The sequence below is a fragment of the Brachybacterium sp. p3-SID957 genome, from assembly GCF_025144775.1.
Classification (GTDB): domain Bacteria; phylum Actinomycetota; class Actinomycetes; order Actinomycetales; family Dermabacteraceae; genus Brachybacterium; species Brachybacterium epidermidis.
The window spans coordinates 89,234-114,161 of record NZ_JALXKT010000001.1 but is presented as its reverse complement, the minus strand read 5'-3'; the positions used below and the strand labels follow the sequence as shown (position 1 = coordinate 114,161).

The window sequence follows — 24,928 nt, the reverse complement described above, 5'->3', positions numbered from 1 at the left end:
CCTGCGTCCTCGGCGCCTGTCGCCGCGCGTCCTCGCGCGGCAGGTCCGTCAGCCCTTGCTGTCCACCAGGACGCACGCGGACATGGGGTCAGCCTCCGGGAGAAGGGAGCGAGGGTCGAGCACCGTCATGGTGCTGATGACTCGACAGTAGCCCCCTCGGGCGGCCCGGAACGGGGACCTTTGCCCTGCAGTGCGGTGACTCCGGCCCTAGAGCCGGCGGGTGATCTCCTCGGGCGGCTCAGCGCCCGCCTCCTGGGCCCAACCGCCGCTCTCGGTGGGGGCGATGCGCACGTGCTCGCGCACTGCCCCGTTCTCGGTGACGACCCACAGCACGTCCTGCTCGGCCTCCCACAGCAGCGCGGGAGGGGCCTTGAGCGTGTACCCGTAGGCGTCGGCCCAGAGGTCCTCGCCGGCGGCATCCCGCAGCAGTACGCCCACGGAGTCCCCGGCCACGTCGATCACCGCCACGTACGCCCCGGACGGGGACACGGCCTCCGCCCCCACCTCGGTGATCGGTGCGGGGCCGACGGGCTCCGGCTCCTCCTCGGCGCAGGAGACGAGCAGCAGCGGCAGTGCGATCCCCAGGCCGAGGAGCAGCGCCCGGCGCCGCACTGCGGGGCGGGCTGGTCTCACGCTTCCTGCTCGCCCCGGGAGGCGCTCGGGGTGATCGGCGCGCTCGGGGCGATCGAGGCCGTGCGCTCCGCCAGCTCCTGCGCGGTGGCCAGCACCTGTGCCCGGCGCTCGGCAGTCGCGGCGACGTCCTGGATCGCCCAGGCCATCGCGAGGGCCGCGTCGTGCATGAGGCGGTAGGCCTCGTCGGTCGCGGCCGCGGCGGCGAAGTCGCGGGTGTGCAGGGGGGCCGTCACCCCGGTGATGCCCACGAAGGGGTGCAGGGAGGGCACCCGCTGGGACACGTTGCCCATGTCGGTGGAGCCGGCCATCACCCCGAGGCTGCCGGTCAGCGGGCGGCCCAGCACCTCCATTCCCTCGTTCCAGGCAGTGGCCAGCACATCGTCCTGCAGCAGCGGCTCGTAGACCGGTTCGGTGGCGGTGATGTCGAGCTCGCAGCCGGTGGCGACGGCCCCGGCGCGCAGGCAGTCGAAGAGGCGGTCGCGCAGGGAGGTGAACTGCTCCATGGTCAGCGCCCGGCACTCGAGGTCGACCTCGGCCCTCTCGGGGATGATGTTGGTGACGCCGGACTGCTGGGGCACCAGCGCCAGGCGCTGCCCATCGGCCACCTGCTGCCGCAGCAGGCCCGCGGCGACCTGCGCGATCACGGCGGCGTCGTTGGCGTTGAGGCCGTCGGACGGGTTGGCGGCCGCGTGGGCTCCGCGACCGGTGTAGGTGGCGCGCCAGCGGCCCACGGCCTGGCTGGTGGAGCCCAGGGGGTCGTAGGTGTCGGTGTGGCCCATGGCGTGGGTCATCAGCGACAGGTGCACGCCCTCGAAGGCACCGCGCTCGATCAGCAGCTGCTTGCCGCCGCCGTGCTCCTCGGCCGGGGTGCCGATGACCTGCAGGGTGAGGTCCAGTTCGGGGACCGCCTCGGCCAGGGCGAGCGCGGCGCCGAGGGAGGCGCCGGCGATGATGTTGTGCCCGCAGCCGTGACCGATCTCGGGCAGGGCGTCGTACTCCACGCACAGCGAGGCCACCAGGGAGCCGCTGCCCAGGGTGGCGCGGAAGGCGGTGGGCAGCTCGGCGATGCCCCGTTCGACGGTGAAGCCGGCACCCTCCAGCAGTTCGCAGCAGCGATCGTGGGCCCGGTGCTCCTCGAAGGCGATCTCCGGATCGGCGTGGATGGCGCGAGCCACGGCCAGCACGTCCTCACGACGAGCCCGGTAGGACTCGGCGATCCTGGCCTTGGCCGGGTCGGGGTGCGCGGTGCCGTCGGGAGCGGGTGCGTCCGGATCGGCAGCGGCGGGCGTGTCGGGAGCGGTGCGAGCGTCGTCGGTGGTCACAGGTCGATCCTGTCACGACGAGGGCTACCGGCCCAGGGCCGTCCGGCACGCAGCCCTGCAGCATCGGAGGTCAACCCTGGCGCATCAGCGGCGGGTTCAGGGAGGTGCCGTCGCCGGCGCGGTACAGGCGCGCAGGGCGACCACCGGTGAGGTGGGCGCGGGTGCCCACCTCCTCGATGAAGCCCGGGCTGCGGGTGGCCTTGCGGTGGAAGTTGCCGGCGTCCAGGGTCACCCCCCATACGTCCTCGTAGACCCCGCGCAGCTGGGAGATGGTGAACTCCGGCTCCAGGAAGGTGACCGCGAGGGTGGTGTACTCGAGCTTGGAGCGGGCGCGATCGATCGCGGCCTCGAGCACGGTGGCGTGGTCGAAGGCCAGCTGGATCTCGGCGAGGTCCTTCACTGCCCACCAGCGGGCATCGGCCACCGCCTCGCCCCGCTGCGGCTCCGGGAGATTCGCACCGAGCGCCATGAAGGCCACGGAGACGACGCGGCCGCGGGGGTCGCGGTCGGGCTTGCCGAAGGTGCGCACCTGCTCGAGGTAGACGGTCTGCGAACCCAGTGAGGCCTCGTCGGCGAGCACCCGCTGGGCGGCCTCCTCCAGATCCTCCTGGGCGGTCACGAAGCCGCCGGGCAGCGCCCAGCGACCGCGATGCGGCTCCTCGTCGCGCTGCACCAGCAGCACGCTGAGCTGGCGGTCGCGCAGGGTGAGGATCACCAGGTCCACTGCCACCCGCAGCGGCTCTTCATAGGGCATGGCGGCAGGATATGAGCGTTCTGGTCGATGTGACTGCTCGTGCGGCGGCAGTCACAGGGACAACCGCTTGCTCTAGGTCACATAGGAAGCAGGACGCGCCCCTGCCGGGACGAAGGTCCCGCGGGGCGCGTGCTGGGGGAAGGACCTCACGCCTTCAGCCAGCGGTCCCACTTCTCCACGCGGTGCTCGGCGTCCACGAACCGCACGGTGCCGGAGGTGGCGCGCATGACGATCGAGTGGGTGTGCACGTAGTCCTTGTCGTAGCGCACGCCGCGCAGCAGGTCGCCGTGGGTGATGCCAGTGGCGGCGAAGTAGCAGTTGTCGGTGGTGACCAGGTCATCGGTGGTGAGCACGCGGTCCAGGTCGTGGCCGGCGTCGATGGCCTTCTGCTTCTCCTCGTCGTCCTTGGGGGCCAGGCGGCCCTGGATCATCCCGCCGGTGGCCTTGATGGCGCAGGCGGCGACGATGCCCTCGGGGGTGCCGCCGGCGCCCAGCAGCATGTCCACGCCGGTGCCGCGGGCGGCGGCGATCGCGCCGGCCACGTCGCCGTCCATGATGAACTTGACGCGGGCTCCGGCGGCGCGGATCTCCTCGACCAGCTTCTCGTGGCGGGGGCGCTCCAGAACACACACGGTGACCTGCTCGACCGGCTTGCCGAGGGCCTTGGCGACCAGGTTGATGTTCTGCTTGACCGGCAGGCGCAGGTCCACGAAGTCCGCGGCCTCGGGGCCCACCACCATCTTGTCCATGTAGAACACGGCCGAGGGGTCGTACATACTGCCGCGCTCGGCGACCGCGAACACGGCCAGCGCATTGTCGTAGCCCATCGCGGTCAGGCGGGTGCCGTCGATCGGGTCCACCGCGACGTCGACGTCGGGGCCGGAGCCGTCGCCCACCTTCTCACCGTTGAACAGCATGGGCGCCTCGTCCTTCTCGCCCTCGCCGATCACCACGGTGCCGTTCATGCGCACGGTGTCCATGAAGGAGCGCATGGCATCCACGGCGGCGCCATCGGCCCTGTTCTTGTCGCCGGCGCCCACCCAGCGGCCGCCCGCGATGGCGGCGGCCTCGGTCACGCGCACCAGTTCGAGGGCGAGGTTGCGGTCGGGGGCGGTCAGGTTCGAGGGGGATTCGCTGTTCACCGTGGTCTCCATCGTCGTAGGCGGGTCCGAGGGGCTGCCCGGCGCAGAACCGGCCGGGCCGCCGATCTGACGTGCGGATTCACTCTACCGTTATCACCCTGTGACCGGGCGGGCCCTCGCGGCGGCCTCCTCGGCCGTCGGCTCCGGCAGCGAGCCGCGCAGTGCAGGGTGGATCGGCAGCGACAGTGCAACGGGCAGTCCCTCCGCCGCGGCACGCAGGCATGCGGGGGCGGGCGATTCGGAGGGCATGGGGGCATTCTCCCCGCCACAGGTTCAGCCCGGCGCGACCTCGAGCGTCGCACCCGCCCTGAATGACCGCTCCTGGGAATCGGCGACCGCCGCCCTCAGAGCGACGAACAGCGCGATCAGGCCCACGGCCAGCAGCATGTGGCCCAGACCTGCGATACCCGGGATCGCCGCGGTGGTGCCGGCGGGGTCGGCCCCGTTGAGCGTGAGAACGCCCCGCACCACCATCATCACCACCGTGATCACCAGGCCCACGTTGTAGGTCCAGTAGAAGACGGTGAACGAGCGGCGCCCGGTGACGCGCACGGTGGCCTCGAGCGCCAGCACCACGAGAAACACCAGCATGCCCAGCACCAGCAGGTGGGTGTGGAGCGTGGAGAGCTGCGACTGCTCACCGACCGTGCCGGTGAGCTTGGAGTACTCGCGGTAGAAGACACCCGAGGCCAGACCGAGGATCATGTAGACGAAGGACGTGACGAGCAGACGATTCATCCCTCCACCCTAGGAAGCCGCTGGTCAGGCGGCTTCCATCGAATGGTTGAGGTGGGCTCGTGCCTGCTCGCGCCGCGGCTGGCGGCGCCTGAGCCTGATGCGCGAGGCGCGGCTGCAAGGCGCGTCCCGTGCTCGTCGGCGCCACCGGTCGGTGATGATCGGTTCATGGAGACTCTCACCATCGGCGATCGCCGCTTTCTCATCCGTCGGGCTCTCGAGTCCGACGTGCCTGCGCTGGTGGCCCTGCTGGCTGACGACCCGCTAGGGCGCGGCCGGGAGTCGGCCGACGATCTCGGCCCGTACCTGGCGGCGTTCCGCGAGGTCGACGCGGACCCCCGCCAGCTGCTGGTCACGGTGGTCGAGGGGCAGACGACCGTGGTCGGCACGGTGCAGCTGTCCCTGATCCCCGGGCTCTCGCGGGGCGGTGCCTCGCGGCTCCAGATCGAGGCGTTGCGGCTGGCGGAGTCCGTGCGGGATCTGGGACTCGGCAGCATGCTGCTGGAGTGGGCCCATGCGTACGGGCGCGAGCAGGGGGCGGTGCTGTCGCAGCTGACGTGCGACCGCAGGCGCGATGCCGCACATCGGTTCTACGAGCGGGCCGGGTACGTGGCGAGCCATACGGGGTTCAAGCGAGGGCTGTGACCCAGGTTCCTCCACAATGACCAGTTATCCACATTCCTTTCCACATCCTGTTTCCCGTCAGGCTAATTTTTCCCGGGACGGCGCGGAGTTATCCCCAATCGTCGAACGTTCTTTCGATTGTCGGTGCCGCGACGCAGAATGGGAGCATGGAACCTCAGCTCCCAGGCGACGACAGCACCAGGTCAGGCAACAGCCTGCCCGCTGGTGACGTCCTCGCGCGGGCGCTGGAGCACGCCTCCCGCCTGCCGGACTCCGGCGCGGTGAGTAATATCGTGGGTGAGATCATCGCCCGCGCGCTGGCCGCATTCACCGCCACCGTGTCGGTGCTCGATCCCGTTCCTGATACGCAGCCCGGTTCGCCCCAGGAAGCCCTCGCCGTGCTGGCGGGGATCGAGCAGCTGCGCGCGGGGATCGCCGCACTGGACGCCACATGGCAGGTGGCGGCCGAGGACCGCATCCGCGAGGCGGACGCCGCTCGTGATGTGAGGGAACGGGACCAGGGGCGTGCCGCCGCGAACGAGGTGGCCCTGGCCCGCCGCACCTCCCCCAGCTCGTCCTCCATGTCACTGGCATGCGCGCGCAGGCTGGTCGCGCAGATGCCCACCACCTACCAGCAGCTGGCCCAGGGGCGCCTGCCTGAGCGCAGCGTCCATGCCATCACCCGTGCGCTGGACAACGCGGATCCGGCCACGTGCGCCCGGATCGACCGGTGGATCCAGGAGGATCCCACCCGTCTCGACGGCCTCGGCACCCGTCGCACCGGGCAGCTCGTGCGGGAGATGAGCCACGCCCTGCATCCGGGTGACTCCCGTGCCCGCGCCGAGCGCGCCGCGCGGAAGCGGAACGTGACGATGGTTCCCCTCGGTGACGGCATGGCCCGCATCTCGGCCACCCTGCGCGCATTGGATGCCGCCGCCGTGATGAAGAGCCTCACCACCGGGGCGGAGGCCCGCCGCGCGGCCGGCGCCCGGGACTCATTCGGTGCCCTTCAGGCCGATCAGCTCGTCGCCGCCGTGACCGGGGGCACCTACGCCGCCCCCGGGACCAGGCACGACGTCGGGATCGTGATCACCGACCGTGCCCTGCTGGGCGGCGCGGCCGATGCGGAGTTCGCCCGCATCGAGGGATACGGCGCGCTGCCCGCGCACATCGTCACCGACACCATGTGCGGGCGCCCACCCGGCTCCATCATCCCGGCCAACCGCACCTGGAGGCAGCACGAGCACGCCGATGCCGCTTCGACCGCGGTGTTCCGCCGCCTGTACACCCACCCCGTCAGCGGTGAACTGGTAGCGATGGAGTCCACCGCCCGAGCGTTCCCGGTGGGCCTGGCGCGCATGATCAGATGGCGCGACCAGACGTGCCGCACCCCCTGGTGCAACGCCAGGATCCGGCATCTGGACCACATCGATCCCCACGCACGTGGAGGGCCCACCAGCTTCGGCAACGGGCAGGGCCTGTGCGCTCGCTGCAACTACCTGAAGGAGCACGGGCACTGGGTGGTGCAGAGGGCGACGACGACCTCCCCCGCCGCCGGGGCCACGGCGATCACCTGGAGAAGTCCACACGGGGCCCAGGGCACGTCACCCACCCCGCGATCGGAGCCCGCCCCGCCACCGGCGTCGAAGGCCCACGCTCCCCCGCAGCCCGATCCCCCTCCACCAGCTCCCCCGACTCCACCTCATGCCTTCGACGACCCGCCGTTCTGACTCCTGCACGCCCAACGCCCCCCACGCAGGGGCATCCCGCCGCGCGCCCGCGCATGGCAACCACCGGCATCCGCGCTCGACCAGCAGGTGGATGCGGGAGACTCACCATGGTGACCCAGGCCACTCGTCCGCTCCGGGCAGGGATGGGCCGCGTCGCTGCCGCCGCCACCCACGAGCGAAAGGACCCTCGATGAGCGCCTCCGACGGAGCCACCTACGCCCCCGCCGCCATGCCCAAGCCCGTGGTGGAGCCCGGTGAGTTCGTGTTCGCCGCGATGCACCTGGACCACGGGCACATCGTGGGCATGACCGAGGGCCTGATCGGGGCCGGCGGCACCCTGCGCTGGGTGTACGACCCGCAGCCCGAGCGCGCCGCCGCCTTCCAGGAGCGGTTCCCCGAGGTCCGAATCGCCGACAGCGAGGAACAGGTCCTCGCCGACGAGGAGGTACGCCTGGTGGCCGCCGCCGCGATCCCCTCGGACCGCGCCCCGCTGGGCATCCGGGTGATGGAGGCCGGCAAGGACTACTTCACCGACAAGACCCCGCTGACCACCCTGGACCAGCTGGCTGCGGCCCGCGAGGCCGTCACCCGCACCGGGCAGAAGTACGCCGTGTACTACTCCGAGCGGATCCACGTGGAGGCCGCTGTCCTGGCCGGCCAGCTGATCGACCGGGGGGCCATCGGCCGCGTGATCCAGGTGATGGGGATGGGCCCGCACCGCCTGGGCGCCCCGGAGTCGCGCCCCGACTGGTTCTACCGCCGCGCCCAGTACGGCGGGATCATCACCGACATCGGCTCCCACAACTTCGAGCAGATGCTCACCTTCACCGGCTCCGAGGACGCCGAGATCCTCTCCAGCGCGATCGGCAACTTCGCCCACCCCGACCATCCCGAGCTCGACGACTTCGGAGAGGCGCACATCGCCCTGTCCTCCGGCGCCTCCGGCTACGTGCGGGTGGACTGGTTCACGCCCGACGGTCTGCGCACCTGGGGTGACGGCCGCACCTTCATCCTGGGCACCGAGGGCTACATCGAGCTGCGCAAGTACGTGGACATCACCACCGACAACGGCCCCGGCCAGGTGCTGCTGGTCGACGGCGACGGGGAGCATCGCATCCAGGCCGACGGCCAGGTGGGCTACCCGTTCTTCGGGGACCTGATCCTGGACGTGCTGAACCGCACCGAGAACGCCATGACCCAGAAGCACGCCTTCAAGGCCGTCGAGCTGGCGCTGAAGGCTCAGGAGCAGGCGCGGGTGCTCACCGAGCCGCGGTGAGCTGCGGGCTCACTTCCCCGCGGTGAGCTGCTCCCGCACCTCGCCGCGCAGCACCTTGCCGATCAGGGAGCGCGGCAGGTCCTCGACCACCACGATCCGGCGCGGCACCTTGTAGGCGCTGAGCCGTTCCTTCGCCCAGGCGCGGACCTCGGCCTCATCGATCTCACCGGAGGCGATGACGGCGGCGACCACCTTCTCGTCGCCCCGCTCCTGGCGGATGCCGACGACGGCGGCCTCCTCGATGGCGGGGTGGTCGCGCAGCACGCGCTCCACCTCGCTGGGGGAGACGTTGAAGCCGCCGGTGATGATGATCTCCTTCTTGCGGTCCACGATGGTGGCGAAGCCGTCCTCGTCGAGCGTGACCAGGTCGCCGGTGCGCAGCCACCCGTCCTCGGTCATCGCCTCGGCGGTGGCCTCGGGGTTGTTCCAGTAGCCCTGGAACACCTGGGGGCCCTTGACCAGCAGCTCGCCGCTCTCGCCGGGGCCCACGTCCTCGCCGTCCTCGTCGACCACCCGGCGCAGGGTCGAGGGGAAGGGGATGCCGATGGTGCCGGTCTTGCGGGTGTCGGAGAAGGGGTTGCCCATGGCGATGGGGGCGCACTCGGTCAGGCCGTAGCCCTCGACCAGCCTGCCGCCGGAGACGGACTCCCACAGCTCCACCACCTCGTCGGGCAGCGTCATGGCACCGGAGATGCACCACTTGACGCCCTTGAGCGAGATGCCCTTCTCCTTCGCGCCCTGGGCGGTGCGCTCGTACAGCGGCGGGACCGCGCAGTAGATGGTGGGCGGGCTCTTCTTCATCGCGGTCAGCGCCATGTCCACGTCGGGGCGGGGGAACAGCACCTGGCGGACCTGCTTGTACACGCCGAAGGTCACGTACAGCACCATGCCGAAGGCGTGGAACATCGGCAGCATCGCGTAGCTGGTCTCCTCGCCCGTGCGCGCGCCGTGCATCCAGGCCACGCCCTGCAGCGCATTGGCGTACATGTTGCGGTGGGAGAGCATCACGCCCTTGGGCACACCGGTGGTGCCCGAGGTGTACTGGATCGCGCCCAGGTCCTCGATCGTCGGCCGCGGGTGGGAGGCGGGCAGCGCGGGGTGGGCCACCAGCTGCTTCCAGGTCATGTCGCCCTTGGCACCGCTGGTGAGCTGCTTGCGCTGGGCGGCGAGCTTCGGCACCGGCAGGTGCAGCGCCAGGCGCTTCACCATCGGGAAGGCGTCCAGCAGGTTCACCGCCACGACCTTGGGGGCCGACGGGATCGCGCGCAGCTTCGGCACCACGGTGTCCAACGCGATGGCGATGCGGGCGCCGTGGTCGGCGAACACCTCCTCCAGCTCGCGCTCGGTGGAGAGAGGATTGTGCTCGCACACGATGCCGCCCAGCCGCAGCACCGCGTAGAACGCGATCAGGTGCTGGGGGCAGTTGGGCAGCAGGATCGCCACCCGGTCACCGGGGCGCACACCCATGCGACGCAGGCCCTCGGCGGCGGAGGCAATCCGCTCCCCCATCTCGGTGTAGGTCATGGTGGCGCCGAAGAACTCGGTGGCCACCCTGTCCCCGGCCTCGGCGCAGGAGCGCTCGCACATGTCGGTCAGGGACTCGTCGGGGATGTCGATGGTGGCGGGGACCCCGGGCTCGTAGAAGCGCACCCAGTCGGGGGTCGCATCGGTGCCGGGAGCGCTGGTGGCGGGGGTCGCATCGGCGCCGGGGGCGTCGTTCGCGGAGGTGTTCGGGAAGTCGGGCGTGGTGGGGGTGGCGTCGCTGGTCATGATGCCGTCGAGTGTAGTGACCGGCGCGGGGTCAGCGGGTCCCGTCCACCGGCTGCGCCGCCGCCCCTCCGGACGGCTCTGCGCGGTCGAGAAACCGCCGCCGCACCAGCAGGTGCCACCCCCACAGGGCGCTGCCGGCCAGTACGAAGCACAGCGCCGTCACCGCCAGCGAGACCAGGCTCGCGGTGGCCAGGGGCGCGATCACCCCGGCCAGCAGGGCGTTGGTGAGCAGCGTGAAGAACGTGCCCAGGGAGGCGGCCGCGCCCCGCTCGTAGGGGAACAGGTCCAGGATCTCCAACTGGATCGGCGCGAAGAACAGCGAGGCCGTGAAGCTCATCAGCATCGGCCCGATCAGCACCGGGACCAGGGAGGCGTCGTAGCCGCCGGTGGGTGCGGGGGCGATGATCACCAGCAGCAGGTTCACGGTGGTGGTGACGATGGTGGCGAGGTAGCCGATGGTGATCAGCCGGGCGCGGTCCATCGCGTCGGCCGCCCGCCCCACCACCCAGGAGCCGGCGATCATCCCGATGATCAGGGGCGCGAACAGCACCCAGAAGTCCTGCTCCCCCAGGCCCAGCAGGCGCACCACCACGATCGGGGCGGAGGCCACGAACACGAAGTGGGCGGCGAAGCCGAGGGCTGTGGCAGCGGCGATGCGCAGCATCACCGCGGAGCGCCCCACCCGCCACAGGGCCCCCAGTACGGAGCCGAGCCGCAGCGGGGTGCGGTGCTCGGGTGGCAGGGACTCGGGCATCATCGCGGTGAGCACCAGCACCACCACGCCGTAGATGCCGACGCCGGCGAACACCCAGCGCTAGTCCCCCAGCAGCAGCAGCCAGCCGCCCAGCACGGGTGCCAGCACGGGGGCGAGTGCGAAGATCATCATCACCCGGGCCATCAGGCGCTGCGCCTGGGCTCCCTCGAACAGGTCGCGGATCACCACGCGGGAGACGATGGTGGCCGCGCCCGCGCTGGCCCCCTGCAGGATGCGAAGCGCAATCAGCACGCCCAGCCCGCCGGCCAGGATCGCGCCGAACATGGCGGCCAGGTAGATCACCAGCCCGCCGATCATCACCCGTTTCCTGCCCAGGGCGTCGGAGAGCGGCCCGTGGAACACGCTGAGCACCGCGAAGGCCCCCAGGTAGGCGCTGATCAGCTGCTGCAGCTCGGCCTCGCTGGCGCCGAACTCCTCACCGATGCGGCTGAACGCCGGGAACACCGTGTTGATGGTGAAGGGACCCAGCATCGCCAGGGCAGCGAGGGTCAGGGTGATGCGGGCACTCGCGCGTGCCCGGGGAGTCTCAACTGCCACGCAGGTTCCGTCGTACGAATCTTCCGGCGGTGCGCACGGGGCCGGCGCCGGCGGCCAGCAGCATGCCCATCAGGGCCGTGGTGCCGCCCGCGCCGATCAGCAGAGGGTCCCTCATGCGGCCCCCGGCCGACGGCTGCGAGGCCAGCACCGTGGAGATCCCCACCATCAGCGCGCTCATCGTCATGCCCACGATCAGGCGGTCAGCAGTGTTCTCCATGCGGGTGATGACCTTGTCGAGGTCCGCGGCGTCGATGTGCACGTCCACACCGCGGCTCTCGTAGTCGTCCAGCAGGCGCAGTGCCCGCTGGGGCAGGTCGGTGCCCAGCCGCAGCGCGGTGCGGCCCGCCATTCCCGCCCGCCGGGCCAGCGCCTCGGGGCTCAGCAGCTCGCCCATCGCGATCGGCAGCACCTCTTCGAGCACCGTCGCGACCTGGAAGCCCGGATCCAGGGTGACGGCGCTGGACTCGGTGAGCACCAGCATCCGCAGCAGGGCCGAGACGTCCGAGGGCAGCTGCAGGCGGTGGCGGCGCAGCAGGGCGGTGATGCGCTCCACCACGGCGGCGACGGAGATCTCTCCCAGCGGCTTCTCGGTCAGCATGTCCAGCAGTTCGGACACGTCGCGCGAGAGCCGCCTGCGGTCCACCCCTCCGCGTGGGGGCGCCAGCTGCAGCAGGGCGGAGACCGCGCCGTCCTCGTCCTGTCGGCCCAGGGCGAAGGCGAGCCACAGCAGGTGCTCGCGCACCTGCGGGGAGAGGGTGCCGACCATCCCGAAGTCGATCAGCCAGATGGTCCCGTCGGTCTCCACGAACAGGTTGCCGGGGTGCGGGTCGGCGTGGAAGAAGCCGTCCACCAGCACCATCCGCAGCAGGGACTCGGTGGCGTCGTGGGCGACCTTGCGGCGGTTGATGCGGGCGGCGTCCAGCGCGGTGGTGTCGGTGATGACCATCCCGGTGACGAACTGCTCGGTGAGCACCTCGGAGGTGGTCAGCTCCCGGTACACACGGGGGACCCGCACCGTGCGGTCCTCGGCCAGGTTGCGGCGCAGGCGGCGCGCGTTGTCTGCCTCGGTGCGGTAGTCCAGCTCGCGGCGCATCATGCGATCGAAGGCCGCCACCACCGACTCGATGTCGGCGTCACGGGCGAGGGACCACTCGCGGGAGGCCAGCGCCGCCAGGGAGCGGATCAGGTCCAGGTCCGAGTGGATCATCTCCGCGGCACCGGGCTTGCGCACCTTCACGATCACCTCGGTGCCGTCCTGCAGGCGGGCGCGGTGGGCCTGGCCGATGGAGGCCGACGCCAGCGGCACCTCCTCGAAGTGCGAGAACACCTCGTGCGGGTCCGCGCCCAGCTCGCGCCGGATCGTCTCGGCGATCTGCGCATAGGTGACGGGCGAGGTGCTGGTCTGCAGCTTCTCCAGCTCCGAGGTGTACTCCAGCGGGAGCAGGTCGCGGCGGGTGGAGAGCATCTGGCCGAGCTTGACGAACGTCGGCCCCAGGTCCTCCAGGGCACGGCGCAGGCGCATCGGGCCGGGGACGGGGCCGGAGTCGTCGCCGGAGAGGTGGCGGTACACCAGTCCGCTCATGTGCTCGCGCAGGCCGATCTGATCGGCGAGGGCCGACATGCCGTTGCGCACCAGGACCTCGGCGATCCGACGGTAACGGGCGGTGACGGAGGCCATGATGGCCATGCTAGCCAGGGGTCGGGTGGGGCAGCGTGGTGCGAAGCCGCGATTCCCACCGTTCGTACCGCATCCCGGATGCGATCGACGTCGCTCCGGGCCGATACTCAGCATCGGGGAGTAGAAACCTCCGCACTCCTGCCGACCACCCGAGAGGCCCCCACCATGCGCATCCCACGAGTGCTCGCGATCGTCCTGGCCGGTGGTGCCGGGTCACGGCTGGACGCCCTCACCGACCACCGCACCAAACCGGCGGTGCGGGTGGCGGGCAACTACCGGTTGATCGATGTGGCCCTGTCCAACCTGGCCAACAGCCACGTGCGCGACGTGTGGGTGGTGGAGCAGTACCTGCCGCACGCCCTGAACGAGCACCTGTCCAACGGCCGACCCTGGGACCTGGACCGCACCCACGCCGGACTGCGGATCCTGGCCCCGTTCACCGGCGGCACCGGGGAGGGCCTGCCCCAGGGCAACAGCGACAGCCTGTGGCACTTCCGCAGGCAGATCGCCTCCTTCGAACCCGAGCTGGTACTGGTGATGAGCGCCGATCACCTGTTCACGCTGAACCTCACCGACGTGGTGGACACCCACCGGGTCGCCGGCGCCGACCTCACCATCGTCACCACCCGCCACGACGGCGACGCCAGCCGCTACGGCGTGGTGAAGGTGGGCACGAAGGGCGTGATCGAGGAGTTCTGGTACAAGCCGGAGGAGCCGCCCACGGACCTCGTGGTCACCGAGACGTTCTGCTTCGACGGGCCGGCCCTGCTGACAGCCCTGGAGGAGCTGGGTGGCGAGGACGGCCTGGACGACTACGGGGAGGACCTGATCCCCCACTTCGTCGAGAACCACACCGTGGTCGAGCACCGGCTGGAGGGCTACTGGCAGGACATCGGCACCCTCAGCGCCTACTGGCGCGCGCACATGGAGCTGCTGGACGGCACGGGCGTGGACCTGGACGATCCCGAGTGGCCGATCTTCACCGCCCCGCCGCAGCTCGTGCCCGCACGAGTGGGCAGCAGCGCCGACGTCGCCGAGTCCATGCTGGCCTCCGGCTCAGTGGTGAAGGGGCTCGTGCGGCACAGCGTGATCGGCCCATCGGTGCAGGTCGAGGAGGGTGCCCACCTCGAGGACTGCGTGGTGCTGGACGAGGCCCGCATCGGCGCCGGCGTGCACCTGAGCGGGTGCATCGTCGACGAGGGTGCACAGCTGGAGGGCCCCATGGAGGTCCGCACCAAGGACTGCGTCACCCTGATCAACGGTGCCGGCGAGGTGGTCCGCACCGAGCAGGCGGGGTGAGCGCCGCCCGACCGGGCGGGGTCAGTCCTGCTGCTCACGCTCCCGTCTACGGGCGCGGGCGACCAGGTCGTTCGCACTCATGATGACGCCGGGGGCGAGGAACGCCTGCGGATCCAGATCCGCCCGGGAGCGCACCATGACCACTGCCGTCTCCCCGGCCAGCAGGGTGTGCAGCTGGGTCTCGGTCACTGCGTCCGGGTCCACCTTGTCGGCCAGCACGCACAGATCGCGCACAGTGCCGGAGGCGCTCACGATGATCTGGTACCCGTCATCGACACGGCGGACCGTCGCCTCCACGGCGTCCTCGGGAAGGGCGCTGTCCTTGTCCTCGGCGAAGAAGTGCACGGTGCGGCCATGGCCCTCGGTCGACTCCACCACGAGCACTTCCCGGTCCGCGTCCTGCGGGGTGGCGAGGTCCTCCGGGATCCGCACCGATGCCACGCTGCGCGGGGGCACCTCGACATCGATCTCGGTTCGCGCCAGCACCTGGCCGGTGTGGTCCTGGCGGCGCAGCAGCAGACGCGAGTCGAGCTGCTCGTCCGTGTCGTTGCCGACTGAGACGATCTCGCCGTCCTCACGCGGCTGCACGGTGATCAGGATGGGCGCGTAGATGTCCCGCAGGGCGTACCACAGCAGCTTGCGGCGGCCGTCGCCGTCGACCGCGGCCCAGCTGGTCACGGGCCAGCAGTCGTTCAGCTGCCACACGAGGGTCCCGGCGCACACCGGCCAGTGCGACCGGTAGTGCCCGATCCCGCAGATCAGGGCGCGGGCCTGGTTCAGCTGCGTGGTGAAGTGGAAGTCCTCGTAGCCCACCGGCGCCGGCACGTGGGCAGCGAAGCCGCGGTACAGCTTGTCCTGGCCACCCGAGGCCTTCTGGTGCGACAGCATCGTCTCGGAGTCCTCGCGCAGAGGGCGCTCGCTGACCATCCGCTCCACCGTGGCGTAGTTCGCTGCCCCCTGGTAGCCGAACTCCGCGGAGAAGCGGGGCACGTTGTCGCGGTACCGGGTGTAGTCGTTGTCGTCGCCGCTCCACCACGCCACCCAGTTGTGGATGGTTCCGTGGTCGGGGTTGCCCGGCTTGGAGACGTCCCCGCGGGAGTAGGGGCTCGAGGGAGAATAGCTGCGGGTCGGGTCCAGCTCGGCCATCAGTGCGGGGAACAGGTCGAGGTAGTACCCCAGGCCCCAGGCCGCACCCTCCTCGAGCTTGTCCTTCCACCCCCACGTGTAGTACCCGATGACGTTCTCGTTCGAACCGTTCCAGTGCACCAGGGAGGGGTGCCAGGCCAGGCGCACGATCTGCTCGCGTGCCTCGGCCTCGATCTCGCTGCGCAGCGGCTCCTGCTCCGAGTAGGCCGCGCAGGCCATGGCGAAGTCCTGCCACACCAGGATCCCCAGTTCGTCGCACAGGTCGTACAGCACGTCGGACTCGTACAGTCCGCCGCCCCAGACCCGCAGCGTGTTCATCCCCGACTCGACGGCATCCATGATCGATCGTCGGTAGTCGTCCGTGGTCAGGCGCGTGGGGAAGCAGTCCTCGGGGATCCAGTTGGCGCCCTTGGCGAGGACGGGCCGGCCGTTGACCGTGAAGGTGAAGCTGGTGCCGATCTCGTCGGGCTCCTCGACCACGCGGGCGGTGCGGAACGCGATGCGGTGCTCGGTCCGGTCGAGCTCCGCACCCTCGCCGTCACGGATGCTGATCGCGATCCCGTAGAGGGGCTGCTCACCGTAGCCACGGGGCCACCACAGCTCAGGATGCGGCACCCGCACCCGCACATCCGCGCCGTCCTGGTCCTCGGGGATCCCCCTGGTCGCGGTGGCGGCCACGACGCCGCCGGCGTCCGTGATCTCCACCTCGACGACGACGGGGACGGCGTCCCCTGCCCGCTCGAGGCCCACGGCGAGGTCCACGAGGCCGTCCTCACCATCGAGGGTGACTTGCGGGCGCACGGATCCCAGGCGCGCCGTCGACCACTCCTCGAGGCCGATCGGCCCGGCGATGCCGCTGGTGACCAGCACCGGCCCCCAGTCCCAGCCGAAGTTGCACGCCATCTTCCGGATCGCGTTGTAGGGCAGGTCGTTGCCGCTGAACGGCATCTCGCCGAGCACCTGGATGTTCTCCCGGGCGGTGCGCAGCGGGGAGGCGAACAGGATCTCCAGCTCGTTCTCCCCCTCGAGGAGGTGCTCGCGCACGTCGAATCGCCAGGAGCGGTGCTGGTTCTGGACCTGCGCCACGAGTTTACCGTTCAACCTGATGGTCGCCGCGGTGTCCAGGCTCCCGGCGACCAGATCCGTCCGCTGCGCGCCCCGGTCGCTCCAGGTGAACCGTGTGAGGTACCGGGCGTCGACCTCGCCGGTCCAGGCCAGGTCGTGCTCGTTGCGGTCGAGGTACGGGTCCGGGATCAGGCCCGCGCTCAGCAGGTCGGTGATCATGGTCCCCGGGACGGTGGCAGGGACGTCGCGCGCCTCGAAGGGGGCGGGGCCGTCGACGATCGACAGCGTCCAGTCGTCGTGCAGGGGACGGTGGGTGATGCTCACTGATGCTCCTTGGGTCGGAATGGTCGAGCGTAGTCGGGTGCCGCGCGGCGTCAGTGCTCCTCGCGCTCCCCACGGCCCATGCGGTGGCCCTGGGGGCGCACTGCGGCGAGGTAGCCGAGCACGTGGCGGGCAGCTTCCTGCATCTCGCCCAGGGTGAGTCCGTCCTGGGCCCGGTGGCTCTCCAGGACGCCTTCGTCCCTGACCGGCTGCTGGCTGTGGATCGAACCGGGCATGAGCACGTCGACTCCCGCGCGCACGCGGTAGCCGCTGTCGTGCAGGGCCGGGAAGTCCGGGTCCTGCGCCATCCGCATCCACCAGTCGGTCATGACCAGACCTGTGAAGCCCCACTCGCCGCGCAGGATCGAGGTGATCAGGTCGTAGTGGTAGTGGCCCCATACGCCGTTGATTTTGTTGTACGAGGTCATGATCGCCCACGGCGAGGACTCGCGCACCATCAGCTCGAAGCCGCGCAGGTAGATCTCCCGCAGTGCCCGCTCCGAGACCCGCACGTCGACCTGGCTCCGCTTGAACTCCTGGTTGTTGCAGGCGAAGTGCTTGGGGCAGGCGGCCAGTCCCTGGGACTGGATGCCGTTGACCTGGGCCGCGCCCGTGAGGCCGGAGACCAGCGGATCCTCCGAGAAGTACTCGAAGTTGCGGCCGCACAGCGGGTCGCGCTGGATGTTCATACCGGGGCCGAGCAGGATGTCCGACCCCTTGCGGGACATCTCCTGGCCGTGCCGTGCGCACAGCTCCTGGACGGCCTGCGGATCCCAGGTGGAGGCGAGTGCGGTGCCGCAGGGCAGCAGGGAGGCGTACGTGGACAGTCGGATCCCGGAGGGCCCGTCGGTGGTGATCGCGGGGATGACCCCGCGGTCACGCAGCGCCCTGCTGACACCGCCGAGGGCCCCAGCGTTGCCGGCGGCACCCAGCGGGCTGTCCATCGTCACGTCGCCGTAGGTGAGGTCGGCCAGCTCGCGGGGGGTGAGGGTGGCGATGAAGCCGTCCAGCCCGGCGGTCCCCTCCAGGACCTCCTCGAAGGTGGGCGCGTCCCCGACGGGTGGGTCCACGGCCTCGGGCAGCCGGTCGAGGATGCGCTGCTTGAGCGAGGTGGTGCGGGTGGGCACGGGTGCGTACCCGATCCGGGGGTCGCCGTTGTCGTCGTGCTCGAGCACGATGCGCTCGAAGCCGTGGGCGGGATCCACCGCGGCGGCCTCCTCGAGCTGCTGGACCACGCGCAGCTCGGTGATGTCGACAGCTCCGGCGTCATGGGCGCTGCGCACGTCGTGCCCGACATGGAAGCGGTAGCTGCCCGCCTCCAGCACGTAGGCGCTGCGGTGGCCGGTGGCCCCGGCATCGTCGTAGGAGGCGAGATCGGCCCAGGCGATGGGCAGCTCCATCTCACGGCTCTCCCCGGGGGCGAGCTCACCGGTGCGGCCGAAGGCGGCGAGGGCACGCAGCGGCTGGGACAGTTCGCCGGAGGGCTTGTGCACGTACACCTGCACGGCCTCGTCCCCGGGACGGTCGCCGGTGTTGGTGACGCGGGCGCGCACCAGGATCGTGCCCTCATCGGCATGGACACCGGTCGGCTCGATGTCGAACCGGGTGTAGCCGAGACCGGATCCGAAGGGGAACAGCACCTTCTCCGGAGCGAAGGTCTCGAAGTAGCGGTAGCCGACGAACACGTCCTCGACGTACGCGGTGACGTCCGCATCGCCGAAGTGCCCGGCGGAGGGGTGGTCCTGGTAGCGGCGGGCGAAGGTGGCGGTCAACCGACCACCGGGTTCGACCGCGCCGGTGAGCACGTCGGCCGTGGCACGGCCGCCCTCCATCCCGCCCGCCCAGGCGATCATCACGCCGTCGAGCGGGTAGTTCTCCGTCCAGCTGAGGTCGATCACGTTGCCGCCGTCGACGATCACGACGGTGCGGTCGAAGGCGCCGGTGACCTGGGACAGCAGCGCATGTTCGGCATCCGTCAGGTAGTAGGAGCCCCCCGCCAGCTCAGCGTCGCGGTCCTCCCCCGCAGCGCGGCCGATCACCACGACGGCGGCCTCGTTCCGGCCGGCGGCCTCGCGCACCGCGTCGTCATCGAGCGGCATCTCGGGGTAGTGGCGCGGCCAGGCACCCCAGTGCTCGCCGGGGTCGGCGGGGTTCTGCTCGCACCAGGCCTCGTACTGCTCTGCGAGCTGCAGGTCCACCTCCACCCTCCCGCTCTCGCGCAGGGAGTCCAGCAGATTCGTGACGTACGGGGGGTTCACGTCGCCACCGGAGCCGTAGCCCACCGCGATCCAGTCCTTCTGGATGCGTCCGAACAGCGCGAGGCGGGTGCCCGCGGTGAAGGGCAGCACGTCGTTCTCGTTGCGCAGCAGCACCGTTCCCTTCGCCGCCAAGGCGCGGGCACGGGCGACGAGGTCGGGGTCGACGCTGCGGTCGGTGTCCGCTGCAGCGCTGGTGAAGGATTGGGACAGCAGGCCGTCGGTCATGGCACCCATTGTCGTACAGGGGCGGGGCCCTCACCCGATCCAGTCGGCCTCCACGCTCGACTCCCCCGCCGCTGCGGCGCGGGCGGCACCGATCACCAGGGCCATCGTGGCGGCACCCGGATCGATCACGCCCTTGGCGGCATCGCCCACGTAGCTGGCGCGGCCGCGCTTCGCGGTGGACTCGGCCGTGTCACGGGCCCCGGCGATCGCGGCCTCCTCCGCCGCGGCCAGGGCGGCTACGGCGTCGGAGGCATCGGCGTCCTTCAGTGCGGCGACGGCCGGGTCCAGGGCGTCGACCATCGTCTTGTCCCCCACCTTGGCCTCACCGTACTTCTGCACGGTGGCCTGGCCGTCGGCGAGCGCCTGCGCGAACTGCTCGAGGGTCGGCGCGCCGGTGGCATCAGAGCCGGGCACGCCCGAGTCGGGGCCCTGGTCGGACCCGGCCTTGGCGAGGTCGCGGAAGAACATGCCGAACAGGGGCCCGCTGGTGCCGCCCACGCCCAGCCACCCCATGTACATGGCGGTGAGCCACTCGCGGTAACTGGACGGGGCATCGTTCTCGATGTTCGTCGCGGTGCCCTTCATGGCGGTGCGCACGTTGGTGCCGAAATCGCCGTCGCCGGCGCGGCGGTCCAGATCGCCGAGGGCGTCGGCGGCGGCGGTGAGGGTCTCGTGAGTGAGGGTGATGAAGGCGCGACCGAAGTCCTCGCCGAGCGTGGCGCCACGGCCGGCGCCGGTGCTGCTGGTGCTGCTCTCGTTCATGGCGGATCTCCTTACCAGGTCAGGGCGGGGGTGCGGACGGGCGCGTCCCAGAGCTCGCGCAGCTCGTCCTCCAGCGGCATCAGGGTGATGGACACGCCGTGCATGTCCAGGCTGGTCACATAGGAGCCCACCAGGGAGCGGCCCACCGTGATCCCGTCCGTGTCGAGACGACGGTGCAGGGCCCGCGCGGCCAGGCTCAGCTCCAGCGGGTAGGCCGAGCCCAGCCCGTTGACGATCGCCAGCACCTCGGTGCCGCGGCCCAGCTCCAGCTCCTCCAGCAGCGGGTCCACCAGCTGCTCGATCAGCTCGTCGGCCCCGGTGAAGGGGATGCGCTGCTGGGCTCGCTCGCCGTGGATGCCCACGCCGAACTCGACCTCGCCCGCGTCCAGGGTGAACTGGGGCTCGTCGTCCCCGGGGTGCGTGCCGGCGGCGAGGGCCAGACTCATGGTGCGCGAGCGCTGCGCGACCGTGCGGCCCACTGCGGCCACCTGCTGGAGGTCCATGCCGTTCTCGGCGGCGGCCCCGCAGATCTTCTCCACGATCACGGTGGCGGCGGTGCCGCGGCGGCCGGGGCCGTCATCCTCGCCGGTGTCGCTGGCAAGGTCGTCGTCCACCAGCACGATCTCGGTGTCGATGGCATCATCGCCGCTGATCTCACCGGCGATGCGGAAGTTCAGCACGTCACCGGTGTAGTTCTTGACGATCTGGACCACACCGCGGCCCGCATCGGCCGCCTTGGTGGCCTCCAGGACCTGCAGCGCGGTGGGGCTGGCGAACACGGCGCCGGAGACGGCCACGTCGAGCATGCCGGTCCCCACGAAGCCGGAGTGCAGGGGCTCGTGGCCCGAACCACCTCCGGAGACCAGGCCCACCTTGTCGCGGGCCTTCTGCTTGCGGGTGATGTAGCGGTGCTCGGCGTCCAGCTCGAGCATGGTGGGGTGGCTGAGGACGAGACCTTCGAGGGCCTCGGCCACCAGGTCGTCCGGGTCGTTGACGATGCTGCGTCGCATGGGGATCCTTCCGGAGCGGACACGGTCACCCCCAGGCTACGCTCACCCCCTGGGCGCGGGGAGAGCCGGGGCATAGGCTGTGCCCATGGGGGCGGTGACGATGAAGGCGGCCAGGGATTGCGACAGCGGCGGTCCGTCATCGAGCGCGCAGCACTGGGCGCGGATGCTGCTGGTGCTGGTGTCGGGGGTGCTGGTGTTCTCCCTGGTGGGAGCGCCGTACGCACGGGCCTGCAGCTGCGTGCCCACCACTGTGGACGAGGCGATCGCGGAGGACGACCTGATCGCCGAGATCACCATCATCGGGCGCACGGGGACCATCGTGGGCGGTGGGGGCGTCGCCTACGACGCGCGGGTCGAGCGGGTGTGGAAGGGCGAGGAGAGGCGCCGGATCATCTTCCGCAGCGCCGAGCACATCGCCGCTTGCGGGCTGGGACGCATCCCCACCGGGACCACGCTGCTGGCCTGGGCCCGCGGGGAGAACGGCATGTACAGCATGGCATGGTGCGACATCCCTGACGATGCCGGCCACGACCCCCGCAGCGTTTTGACCGCGAAGGTGGGTGAGCCGGTGGATCTCACCGGCCGGCCGGTGCCGTTCGCGCTGCACGACCTGCTCCCCGATCATCCACTGGCAACGGTGGGCCTCGCTCTGCTGGTCCTGGTCGGCATCGGCCACCGGGTCCTCACGGCCGTGGCGGTGACGACGGTGCTCCGGCGCGCGGGGAGGCGGCCATGACGGCGGGCCGGGCGGTCCACCGGGTGCGCAGCGCGCTGGTGCTGCTGGCCGCGGTCGTGCTGTTCTGCCTGGTGGGCGTCCCGTACGCACGGGCCTGCGACTGCATGCCGCTCAGCTTCGAGGAGGCGGCGGAGCAGGCCGACATGATCGCAGAGATCACGATCGTGGGTGAGTCCGGCAGGGACTCGGACGAGTGGGGCATCACCTACGTCGCGGCTGTGGAGCGGGTGTGGAAGGGCGAGGAGTCCCGCGAGATCCGGTTCACCACCGCCGAGGCCATCCCCTCCTGCGGCCTGGGGCGCCTCCCCGAGGGGGAGACCCTGCTGGTGTGGGCCAGCGGCGCCGACGGCAGCTACAGCTCCACCTGGTGCGACATCCCCGCCGAGACGGAGGACGACGTGCGAGCCCAGCTCACCCGGGAGCTCGGTGAACCGGCTGATCTCAGCGACCAGCCGATGCCGTCGGTGGATGAGCCGGTGCGCGGGGCCGACATCGGCGTGCTCCTGGTGGTGGCGGCGGCCGGCCTCATCATGGTGGTGGGGGTGGCCGCAGTGGTGGGTGCGGTCATCCTGGTGCGACGATCGGCGCGCTCACGGTGAGGGCCATGTCCGTGGTGGGCGCGATCATCCGCCGCCGGGACACGGTGCTCGTCGCACGCAGGAGCCCCGAACGCAGCGCGGGCGGGCTGTGGGAGTTCCCGGGCGGGAAGGTGGAGCCCGGGGAGAGCCCGCAGCAGGCCCTGGTGCGGGAGGTGCACGAGGAGCTCGGGGTCGATATCGAGGTGGGCGCACTGGTGGATCGCAGCAGCGTGCCCCTGGGGCCGGGCGGGGAGGTCGTCATCGATCTGGCCTGCTACGAGGCGGTGCTGTTGGGGCCGGATCCGACCTCCAGCACCGACCACGACGCGCTGCGGTGGATGCCGCTGGGCGCGCTCGGCGAACTGTCGTGGGCACCGGGGGACGTTCCGATCATCGAGCGGATGCTCGCCCGGGGCGCAGGGAACGGCTGACGGGCACGCGGGGCCGGCGGGCGAGCGGGGCCTACTTCTTCGAGCCGGCCTTGCGCTTCCCCCCGCTGCGGGGCGTGCGCTCCAGCGCCGTCGCGACGTCCTCGGCGTACAGGAACTGCTCCCGGGCCGGTCGCTCGTAGCGGGTGTCGCGCTCGGCGGGGCGCTTCGGGATCTCGATCCGCTGCGGCTCCACGTACTGCCAGGGGATGCGCTGGAGGATGTCGTGGATGACGTTGATGCGGGAGCGCTTCTTGTCCTCGCTCTCGACCGTCACCCAGCGGGCGCCGGGCAGGTCGGTGGCGGCGAACATGGCGTCCTTGGCGCGGGAGTAGTCCTCCCAGCGGGTGATCGACTCCACGTCCATCGGTGACAGCTTCCAGCGTCGCATCGGATCCTCCGCGCGGGAGCGGAAGCGGGCCTCCTGCTCCTCGTCGGAGACCGAGAACCAGTACTTGATCAGGCGGATCCCGTCCTCCACCAGCATCCGCTCGAAGTCCGGGGCCTGCCGCAGGAAGCGGTGGTACTCCTGCTCGGTGCAGAACCCCATCACCCGCTCCACCCCGGCGCGGTTGTACCAGGAACGGTCCAGGATCACGATCTCGCCGGCCGCCGGCAAGTGCTGGATGTAGCGCTGGAAGTACCACTGGGTCTTCTCGCGCTCCGTGGGCGCGGGCAGGGCCACCACCCGGGTGTGCCGCGGGTTGAGGTACTGGGTGATGCGCTTGATCGCGGAGCCCTTCCCGGCGGCGTCGCGCCCCTCGAAGATCAGGATGATCCGCTCGCCGTTCTCGATCACCCACTGCTGCATGGCGACTAGCTCGGACTGCAGGCGCTGGAGCTCCTTCTCGTACGCGGCCCTGTCGAGCTTCGGGGGTGTCTCGGGACTGGCGAGGTGATCGGTCTTCGACATGGACCGATCGTACGGATCGGACCGGGCGATCGTCCGGCGAACGGCCTGATCGGTGCGGGATGGAAGTCGAGAGGGCGTCTCCCATCAACCCAGCGAGAGCCGCCCTGCGACACGGCAGAGTTCAGTTGAGAGGGATGACCACTCTGGGCTCATCGCTGGACCAGCTGTCCGTCCAGCGGATCTCAGAGAACTCCAGCCCTGCGGGCACCTCGAACACCAGCGTTCCCGTATAGGTGATCCCGGGGTTCACATCTTCCATGATCAGGGGATCCTCGAGGGCCATGAACACGTCTTCGTCGGCCGCATACACGGTCCCGTCAGCTCCGACTATCGAGAACTCGCTCATCGCGACCGAGAGGGGTTCTGACCCTGTGTTCGTCACATCCAGATCGACGACGAAGAACTCGTCCCCCGTCTCAGCGGACCACAGGCTGTCCGACAGTTCGGTGGTGCGCTCAGTGGAGGCGACGGTCAGTCTCATCCCTTCCATCTCACCCGTGGATCCTGCGTACTGCCCCGATGTCTGCTCGCTTTCGCCATTGTCACCGGGTTCCGCGTCACCACCTCCGCCATCAGAGGCCGCGGATCGGTCACTTCCGGACTCGTCGCTCGACGAGCTCGGGCCCGAGAGCGCACCCGCGAGCATCATGAGAACGATCAGTGCAGCGGCGATTCCCAGGCACCCCAGGCAGGTGTAGGCGGTTCCTCGCAGGAATCCCACGCCCTGCTTCTGCGGCGGGGGCGGGGGCCCGTAGTAGCCAGGGTGGTAACCGGGAGGAGGTGGGCCCTGCGGCTGCCCCTGAGGCAACTGCCCGGAGGGATGGCTACCGTTCCCGTAGCTCGGGTAAGCGTTGTGCTGCCAATGGTTCGGCATTGGCTGCCCGTAGTGGGGATCGTGTGCTGGGAACTGGCCCGTGCTCGGAGATCCTGGCCCGTAGCTCGGCGAACCCACAGGTTGCCAATGGTTCGGAGACGGTTGCCCATACGGAGAACCCTGATGGACGTTCTGCCCGGTGTTCGCGGAGCCAGGCCCGAAGTTGGGCGAGGCCCCGGTTCCGTAGGAACTTGGAGTCTGCGCACCGCCCGGCGCCCACCTGTTCTGCGTCCCTGGCGCGGGTGGCGGCGACCACCCAGGGGCGTGCGCATCCGCACCCTGTTCACCGGTCGGTTCACCATCTGGGGTTCCGTCAGGCCAGCCCCGGTGCTGTTCG

General features: G+C 70.7%; 23 protein-coding genes. 7 read left to right on the top strand and 16 right to left on the bottom strand.

Annotated features, from left to right (window positions below):
• Positions 1-207: 207 nt before the first annotated feature.
• The 6 genes from M3B01_RS00400 to M3B01_RS00375 all read right to left on the bottom strand — a co-directional run bounded on the left by M3B01_RS00400 (position 208) and on the right by M3B01_RS00375 (position 4,589).
• Entirely contained in the window at positions 208-633 is a 426-nt protein-coding gene (locus M3B01_RS00400; protein WP_259788861.1) for a hypothetical protein, read from the bottom strand.
• Positions 630-1,955 (bottom strand): amidohydrolase, encoded by a 1,326-nt coding sequence (locus M3B01_RS00395; RefSeq protein ID WP_259788860.1) that lies wholly within the window; start codon positions 1,953-1,955, stop codon positions 630-632. Before M3B01_RS00395 ends, M3B01_RS00400 begins: the two co-directional genes overlap by 4 nt.
• 70 nt (positions 1,956-2,025) lie before the next feature.
• Positions 2,026-2,709, bottom strand: a complete 684-nt coding sequence (locus M3B01_RS00390) for an NUDIX hydrolase (RefSeq protein WP_259788859.1) — start codon at positions 2,707-2,709, stop codon at positions 2,026-2,028.
• A 146-nt stretch (positions 2,710-2,855) separates the two neighbouring features.
• A complete protein-coding gene (gene glpX / locus M3B01_RS00385; RefSeq protein ID WP_259788858.1) occupies positions 2,856-3,863 on the bottom strand; it encodes a class II fructose-bisphosphatase in 1,008 nt (335 codons plus the stop codon).
• Positions 3,864-3,944: 81 nt separating this feature from the next.
• Complete coding sequence (locus tag M3B01_RS00380; RefSeq protein WP_259788857.1) at positions 3,945-4,100, bottom strand: hypothetical protein; 156 nt, start codon at positions 4,098-4,100, stop codon at positions 3,945-3,947.
• A 24-nt stretch (positions 4,101-4,124) separates the two neighbouring features.
• On the bottom strand, positions 4,125-4,589 hold the full coding sequence (locus M3B01_RS00375) for a DUF2871 domain-containing protein (RefSeq protein ID WP_259788856.1): 465 nt from the start codon (positions 4,587-4,589) through the stop codon (positions 4,125-4,127).
• Between the two features lie 165 nt (positions 4,590-4,754).
• Here M3B01_RS00375 and M3B01_RS00370 point away from each other — a divergent pair, with 165 nt between their 5' ends.
• The 3 genes from M3B01_RS00370 to M3B01_RS00360 all read left to right on the top strand — a co-directional run bounded on the left by M3B01_RS00370 (position 4,755) and on the right by M3B01_RS00360 (position 8,216).
• Entirely contained in the window at positions 4,755-5,231 is a 477-nt protein-coding gene (locus M3B01_RS00370) for a GNAT family N-acetyltransferase (protein WP_259788854.1), read from the top strand.
• A gap of 146 nt (positions 5,232-5,377) precedes the next feature.
• Positions 5,378-6,940: an HNH endonuclease signature motif containing protein gene (locus M3B01_RS00365; protein ID WP_259788852.1), complete on the top strand. Its 1,563-nt coding sequence runs from the start codon at positions 5,378-5,380 to the stop codon at positions 6,938-6,940.
• A gap of 190 nt (positions 6,941-7,130) precedes the next feature.
• Positions 7,131-8,216: a Gfo/Idh/MocA family protein gene (locus M3B01_RS00360; protein WP_259788851.1), complete on the top strand. Its 1,086-nt coding sequence runs from the start codon at positions 7,131-7,133 to the stop codon at positions 8,214-8,216.
• A gap of 9 nt (positions 8,217-8,225) precedes the next feature.
• On the opposite strand, the gene M3B01_RS00355 is transcribed toward M3B01_RS00360, so the two are convergent.
• The 4 genes from M3B01_RS00355 to M3B01_RS00340 are packed head-to-tail and all read right to left on the bottom strand — an operon-like array spanning position 8,226 to position 12,976.
• The gene (locus tag M3B01_RS00355; protein WP_259788850.1) at positions 8,226-9,986 is read right to left on the bottom strand and encodes a long-chain-fatty-acid--CoA ligase; all 1,761 of its coding nucleotides are present in this window, start codon (positions 9,984-9,986) and stop codon (positions 8,226-8,228) included.
• Positions 9,987-10,017: 31 nt separating this feature from the next.
• Positions 10,018-10,794 carry a hypothetical protein gene (locus M3B01_RS00350; protein ID WP_259788849.1) on the bottom strand — a complete coding sequence of 259 codons (777 nt, stop codon included), beginning with the start codon at positions 10,792-10,794 and terminating at the stop codon, positions 10,018-10,020.
• A 6-nt stretch (positions 10,795-10,800) separates the two neighbouring features.
• Entirely contained in the window at positions 10,801-11,298 is a 498-nt protein-coding gene (locus M3B01_RS00345; RefSeq protein WP_259788848.1) for an MFS transporter, read from the bottom strand.
• Positions 11,288-12,976, bottom strand: a complete 1,689-nt coding sequence (locus M3B01_RS00340) for an AarF/ABC1/UbiB kinase family protein (protein ID WP_259788847.1) — start codon at positions 12,974-12,976, stop codon at positions 11,288-11,290. Before M3B01_RS00340 ends, M3B01_RS00345 begins: the two co-directional genes overlap by 11 nt.
• Positions 12,977-13,141: 165 nt before the next feature.
• On the opposite strand from M3B01_RS00340, the gene M3B01_RS00335 reads away from it, so the two are divergent.
• A complete protein-coding gene (locus M3B01_RS00335) occupies positions 13,142-14,275 on the top strand; it encodes a glucose-1-phosphate adenylyltransferase family protein (protein WP_259788846.1) in 1,134 nt (377 codons plus the stop codon).
• A gap of 21 nt (positions 14,276-14,296) precedes the next feature.
• Here M3B01_RS00335 and M3B01_RS00330 read toward each other — a convergent pair whose 3' ends face one another.
• The 4 genes from M3B01_RS00330 to M3B01_RS00315 are packed head-to-tail and all read right to left on the bottom strand — an operon-like array spanning position 14,297 to position 21,062.
• Positions 14,297-16,810, bottom strand: coding sequence for a glycosyl hydrolase 2 galactose-binding domain-containing protein (locus M3B01_RS00330; RefSeq protein WP_259788845.1), 2,514 nt, complete (start codon positions 16,808-16,810; stop codon positions 14,297-14,299).
• Between the two features lie 50 nt (positions 16,811-16,860).
• Positions 16,861-19,290: a glycoside hydrolase family 3 C-terminal domain-containing protein gene (locus M3B01_RS00325; RefSeq protein ID WP_259788844.1), complete on the bottom strand. Its 2,430-nt coding sequence runs from the start codon at positions 19,288-19,290 to the stop codon at positions 16,861-16,863.
• Between the two features lie 30 nt (positions 19,291-19,320).
• Positions 19,321-20,052 (bottom strand): DAK2 domain-containing protein, encoded by a 732-nt coding sequence (locus M3B01_RS00320; protein ID WP_259788843.1) that lies wholly within the window; start codon positions 20,050-20,052, stop codon positions 19,321-19,323.
• Positions 20,053-20,063: 11 nt separating this feature from the next.
• Positions 20,064-21,062 carry a dihydroxyacetone kinase subunit DhaK gene (locus tag M3B01_RS00315; RefSeq protein WP_259788842.1) on the bottom strand — a complete coding sequence of 333 codons (999 nt, stop codon included), beginning with the start codon at positions 21,060-21,062 and terminating at the stop codon, positions 20,064-20,066.
• Between the two features lie 85 nt (positions 21,063-21,147).
• Between M3B01_RS00315 and M3B01_RS00310 the strand changes: the two genes are divergently transcribed.
• The 3 genes from M3B01_RS00310 to M3B01_RS00300 are packed head-to-tail and all read left to right on the top strand — an operon-like array spanning position 21,148 to position 22,807.
• Positions 21,148-21,798 (top strand): hypothetical protein, encoded by a 651-nt coding sequence (locus tag M3B01_RS00310; RefSeq protein ID WP_259788840.1) that lies wholly within the window; start codon positions 21,148-21,150, stop codon positions 21,796-21,798.
• Complete coding sequence (locus M3B01_RS00305; protein ID WP_259788839.1) at positions 21,795-22,397, top strand: hypothetical protein; 603 nt, start codon at positions 21,795-21,797, stop codon at positions 22,395-22,397. The genes M3B01_RS00310 and M3B01_RS00305 overlap by 4 nt, the downstream gene beginning before the upstream one ends.
• Positions 22,398-22,402: 5 nt before the next feature.
• Positions 22,403-22,807, top strand: coding sequence for a (deoxy)nucleoside triphosphate pyrophosphohydrolase (locus tag M3B01_RS00300; RefSeq protein ID WP_259788866.1), 405 nt, complete (start codon positions 22,403-22,405; stop codon positions 22,805-22,807).
• Positions 22,808-22,838: 31 nt separating this feature from the next.
• Here the strand turns inward: M3B01_RS00300 and ppk2 are convergent, their stop codons facing one another.
• Positions 22,839-23,717, bottom strand: coding sequence for a polyphosphate kinase 2 (gene ppk2, locus M3B01_RS00295; protein WP_259788837.1), 879 nt, complete (start codon positions 23,715-23,717; stop codon positions 22,839-22,841).
• Positions 23,718-23,838: 121 nt separating this feature from the next.
• The gene (locus M3B01_RS00290) at positions 23,839-24,438 is read right to left on the bottom strand and encodes a DUF4352 domain-containing protein (protein WP_259788836.1); all 600 of its coding nucleotides are present in this window, start codon (positions 24,436-24,438) and stop codon (positions 23,839-23,841) included.
• Positions 24,439-24,928: the final 490 nt, after the last annotated feature.

Excerpts from the sequence above, each read along its gene's own strand:
- ppk2 (WP_259788837.1), bottom strand. The coding sequence starts at position 23,717 with ATGTCGAAGACCGATCACCTCGCCAGTCCCGAGACACCCCCGAAGCTC.
- glpX (WP_259788858.1), bottom strand. The coding sequence starts at position 3,863 with ATGGAGACCACGGTGAACAGCGAATCCCCCTCGAACCTGACCGCCCCC.
- M3B01_RS00370 (WP_259788854.1), top strand. The coding sequence starts at position 4,755 with ATGGAGACTCTCACCATCGGCGATCGCCGCTTTCTCATCCGTCGGGCT.
- M3B01_RS00375 (WP_259788856.1), bottom strand. The coding sequence starts at position 4,589 with ATGAATCGTCTGCTCGTCACGTCCTTCGTCTACATGATCCTCGGTCTG.
- M3B01_RS00300 (WP_259788866.1), top strand. The coding sequence starts at position 22,403 with ATGTCCGTGGTGGGCGCGATCATCCGCCGCCGGGACACGGTGCTCGTC.
- M3B01_RS00365 (WP_259788852.1), top strand. The coding sequence starts at position 5,378 with ATGGAACCTCAGCTCCCAGGCGACGACAGCACCAGGTCAGGCAACAGC.
- M3B01_RS00335 (WP_259788846.1), top strand. The coding sequence starts at position 13,142 with ATGCGCATCCCACGAGTGCTCGCGATCGTCCTGGCCGGTGGTGCCGGG.
- M3B01_RS00320 (WP_259788843.1), bottom strand. The coding sequence starts at position 20,052 with ATGAACGAGAGCAGCACCAGCAGCACCGGCGCCGGCCGTGGCGCCACG.
- M3B01_RS00390 (WP_259788859.1), bottom strand. The coding sequence starts at position 2,709 with ATGCCCTATGAAGAGCCGCTGCGGGTGGCAGTGGACCTGGTGATCCTC.
- M3B01_RS00310 (WP_259788840.1), top strand. The coding sequence starts at position 21,148 with ATGGGGGCGGTGACGATGAAGGCGGCCAGGGATTGCGACAGCGGCGGT.
- M3B01_RS00360 (WP_259788851.1), top strand. The coding sequence starts at position 7,131 with ATGAGCGCCTCCGACGGAGCCACCTACGCCCCCGCCGCCATGCCCAAG.
- M3B01_RS00305 (WP_259788839.1), top strand. The coding sequence starts at position 21,795 with ATGACGGCGGGCCGGGCGGTCCACCGGGTGCGCAGCGCGCTGGTGCTG.
- M3B01_RS00380 (WP_259788857.1), bottom strand. The coding sequence starts at position 4,100 with ATGCCCTCCGAATCGCCCGCCCCCGCATGCCTGCGTGCCGCGGCGGAG.
- M3B01_RS00355 (WP_259788850.1), bottom strand. The coding sequence starts at position 9,986 with ATGACCAGCGACGCCACCCCCACCACGCCCGACTTCCCGAACACCTCC.
- M3B01_RS00315 (WP_259788842.1), bottom strand. The coding sequence starts at position 21,062 with ATGCGACGCAGCATCGTCAACGACCCGGACGACCTGGTGGCCGAGGCC.
- M3B01_RS00325 (WP_259788844.1), bottom strand. The coding sequence starts at position 19,290 with ATGACCGACGGCCTGCTGTCCCAATCCTTCACCAGCGCTGCAGCGGAC.
- M3B01_RS00340 (WP_259788847.1), bottom strand. The coding sequence starts at position 12,976 with ATGGCCTCCGTCACCGCCCGTTACCGTCGGATCGCCGAGGTCCTGGTG.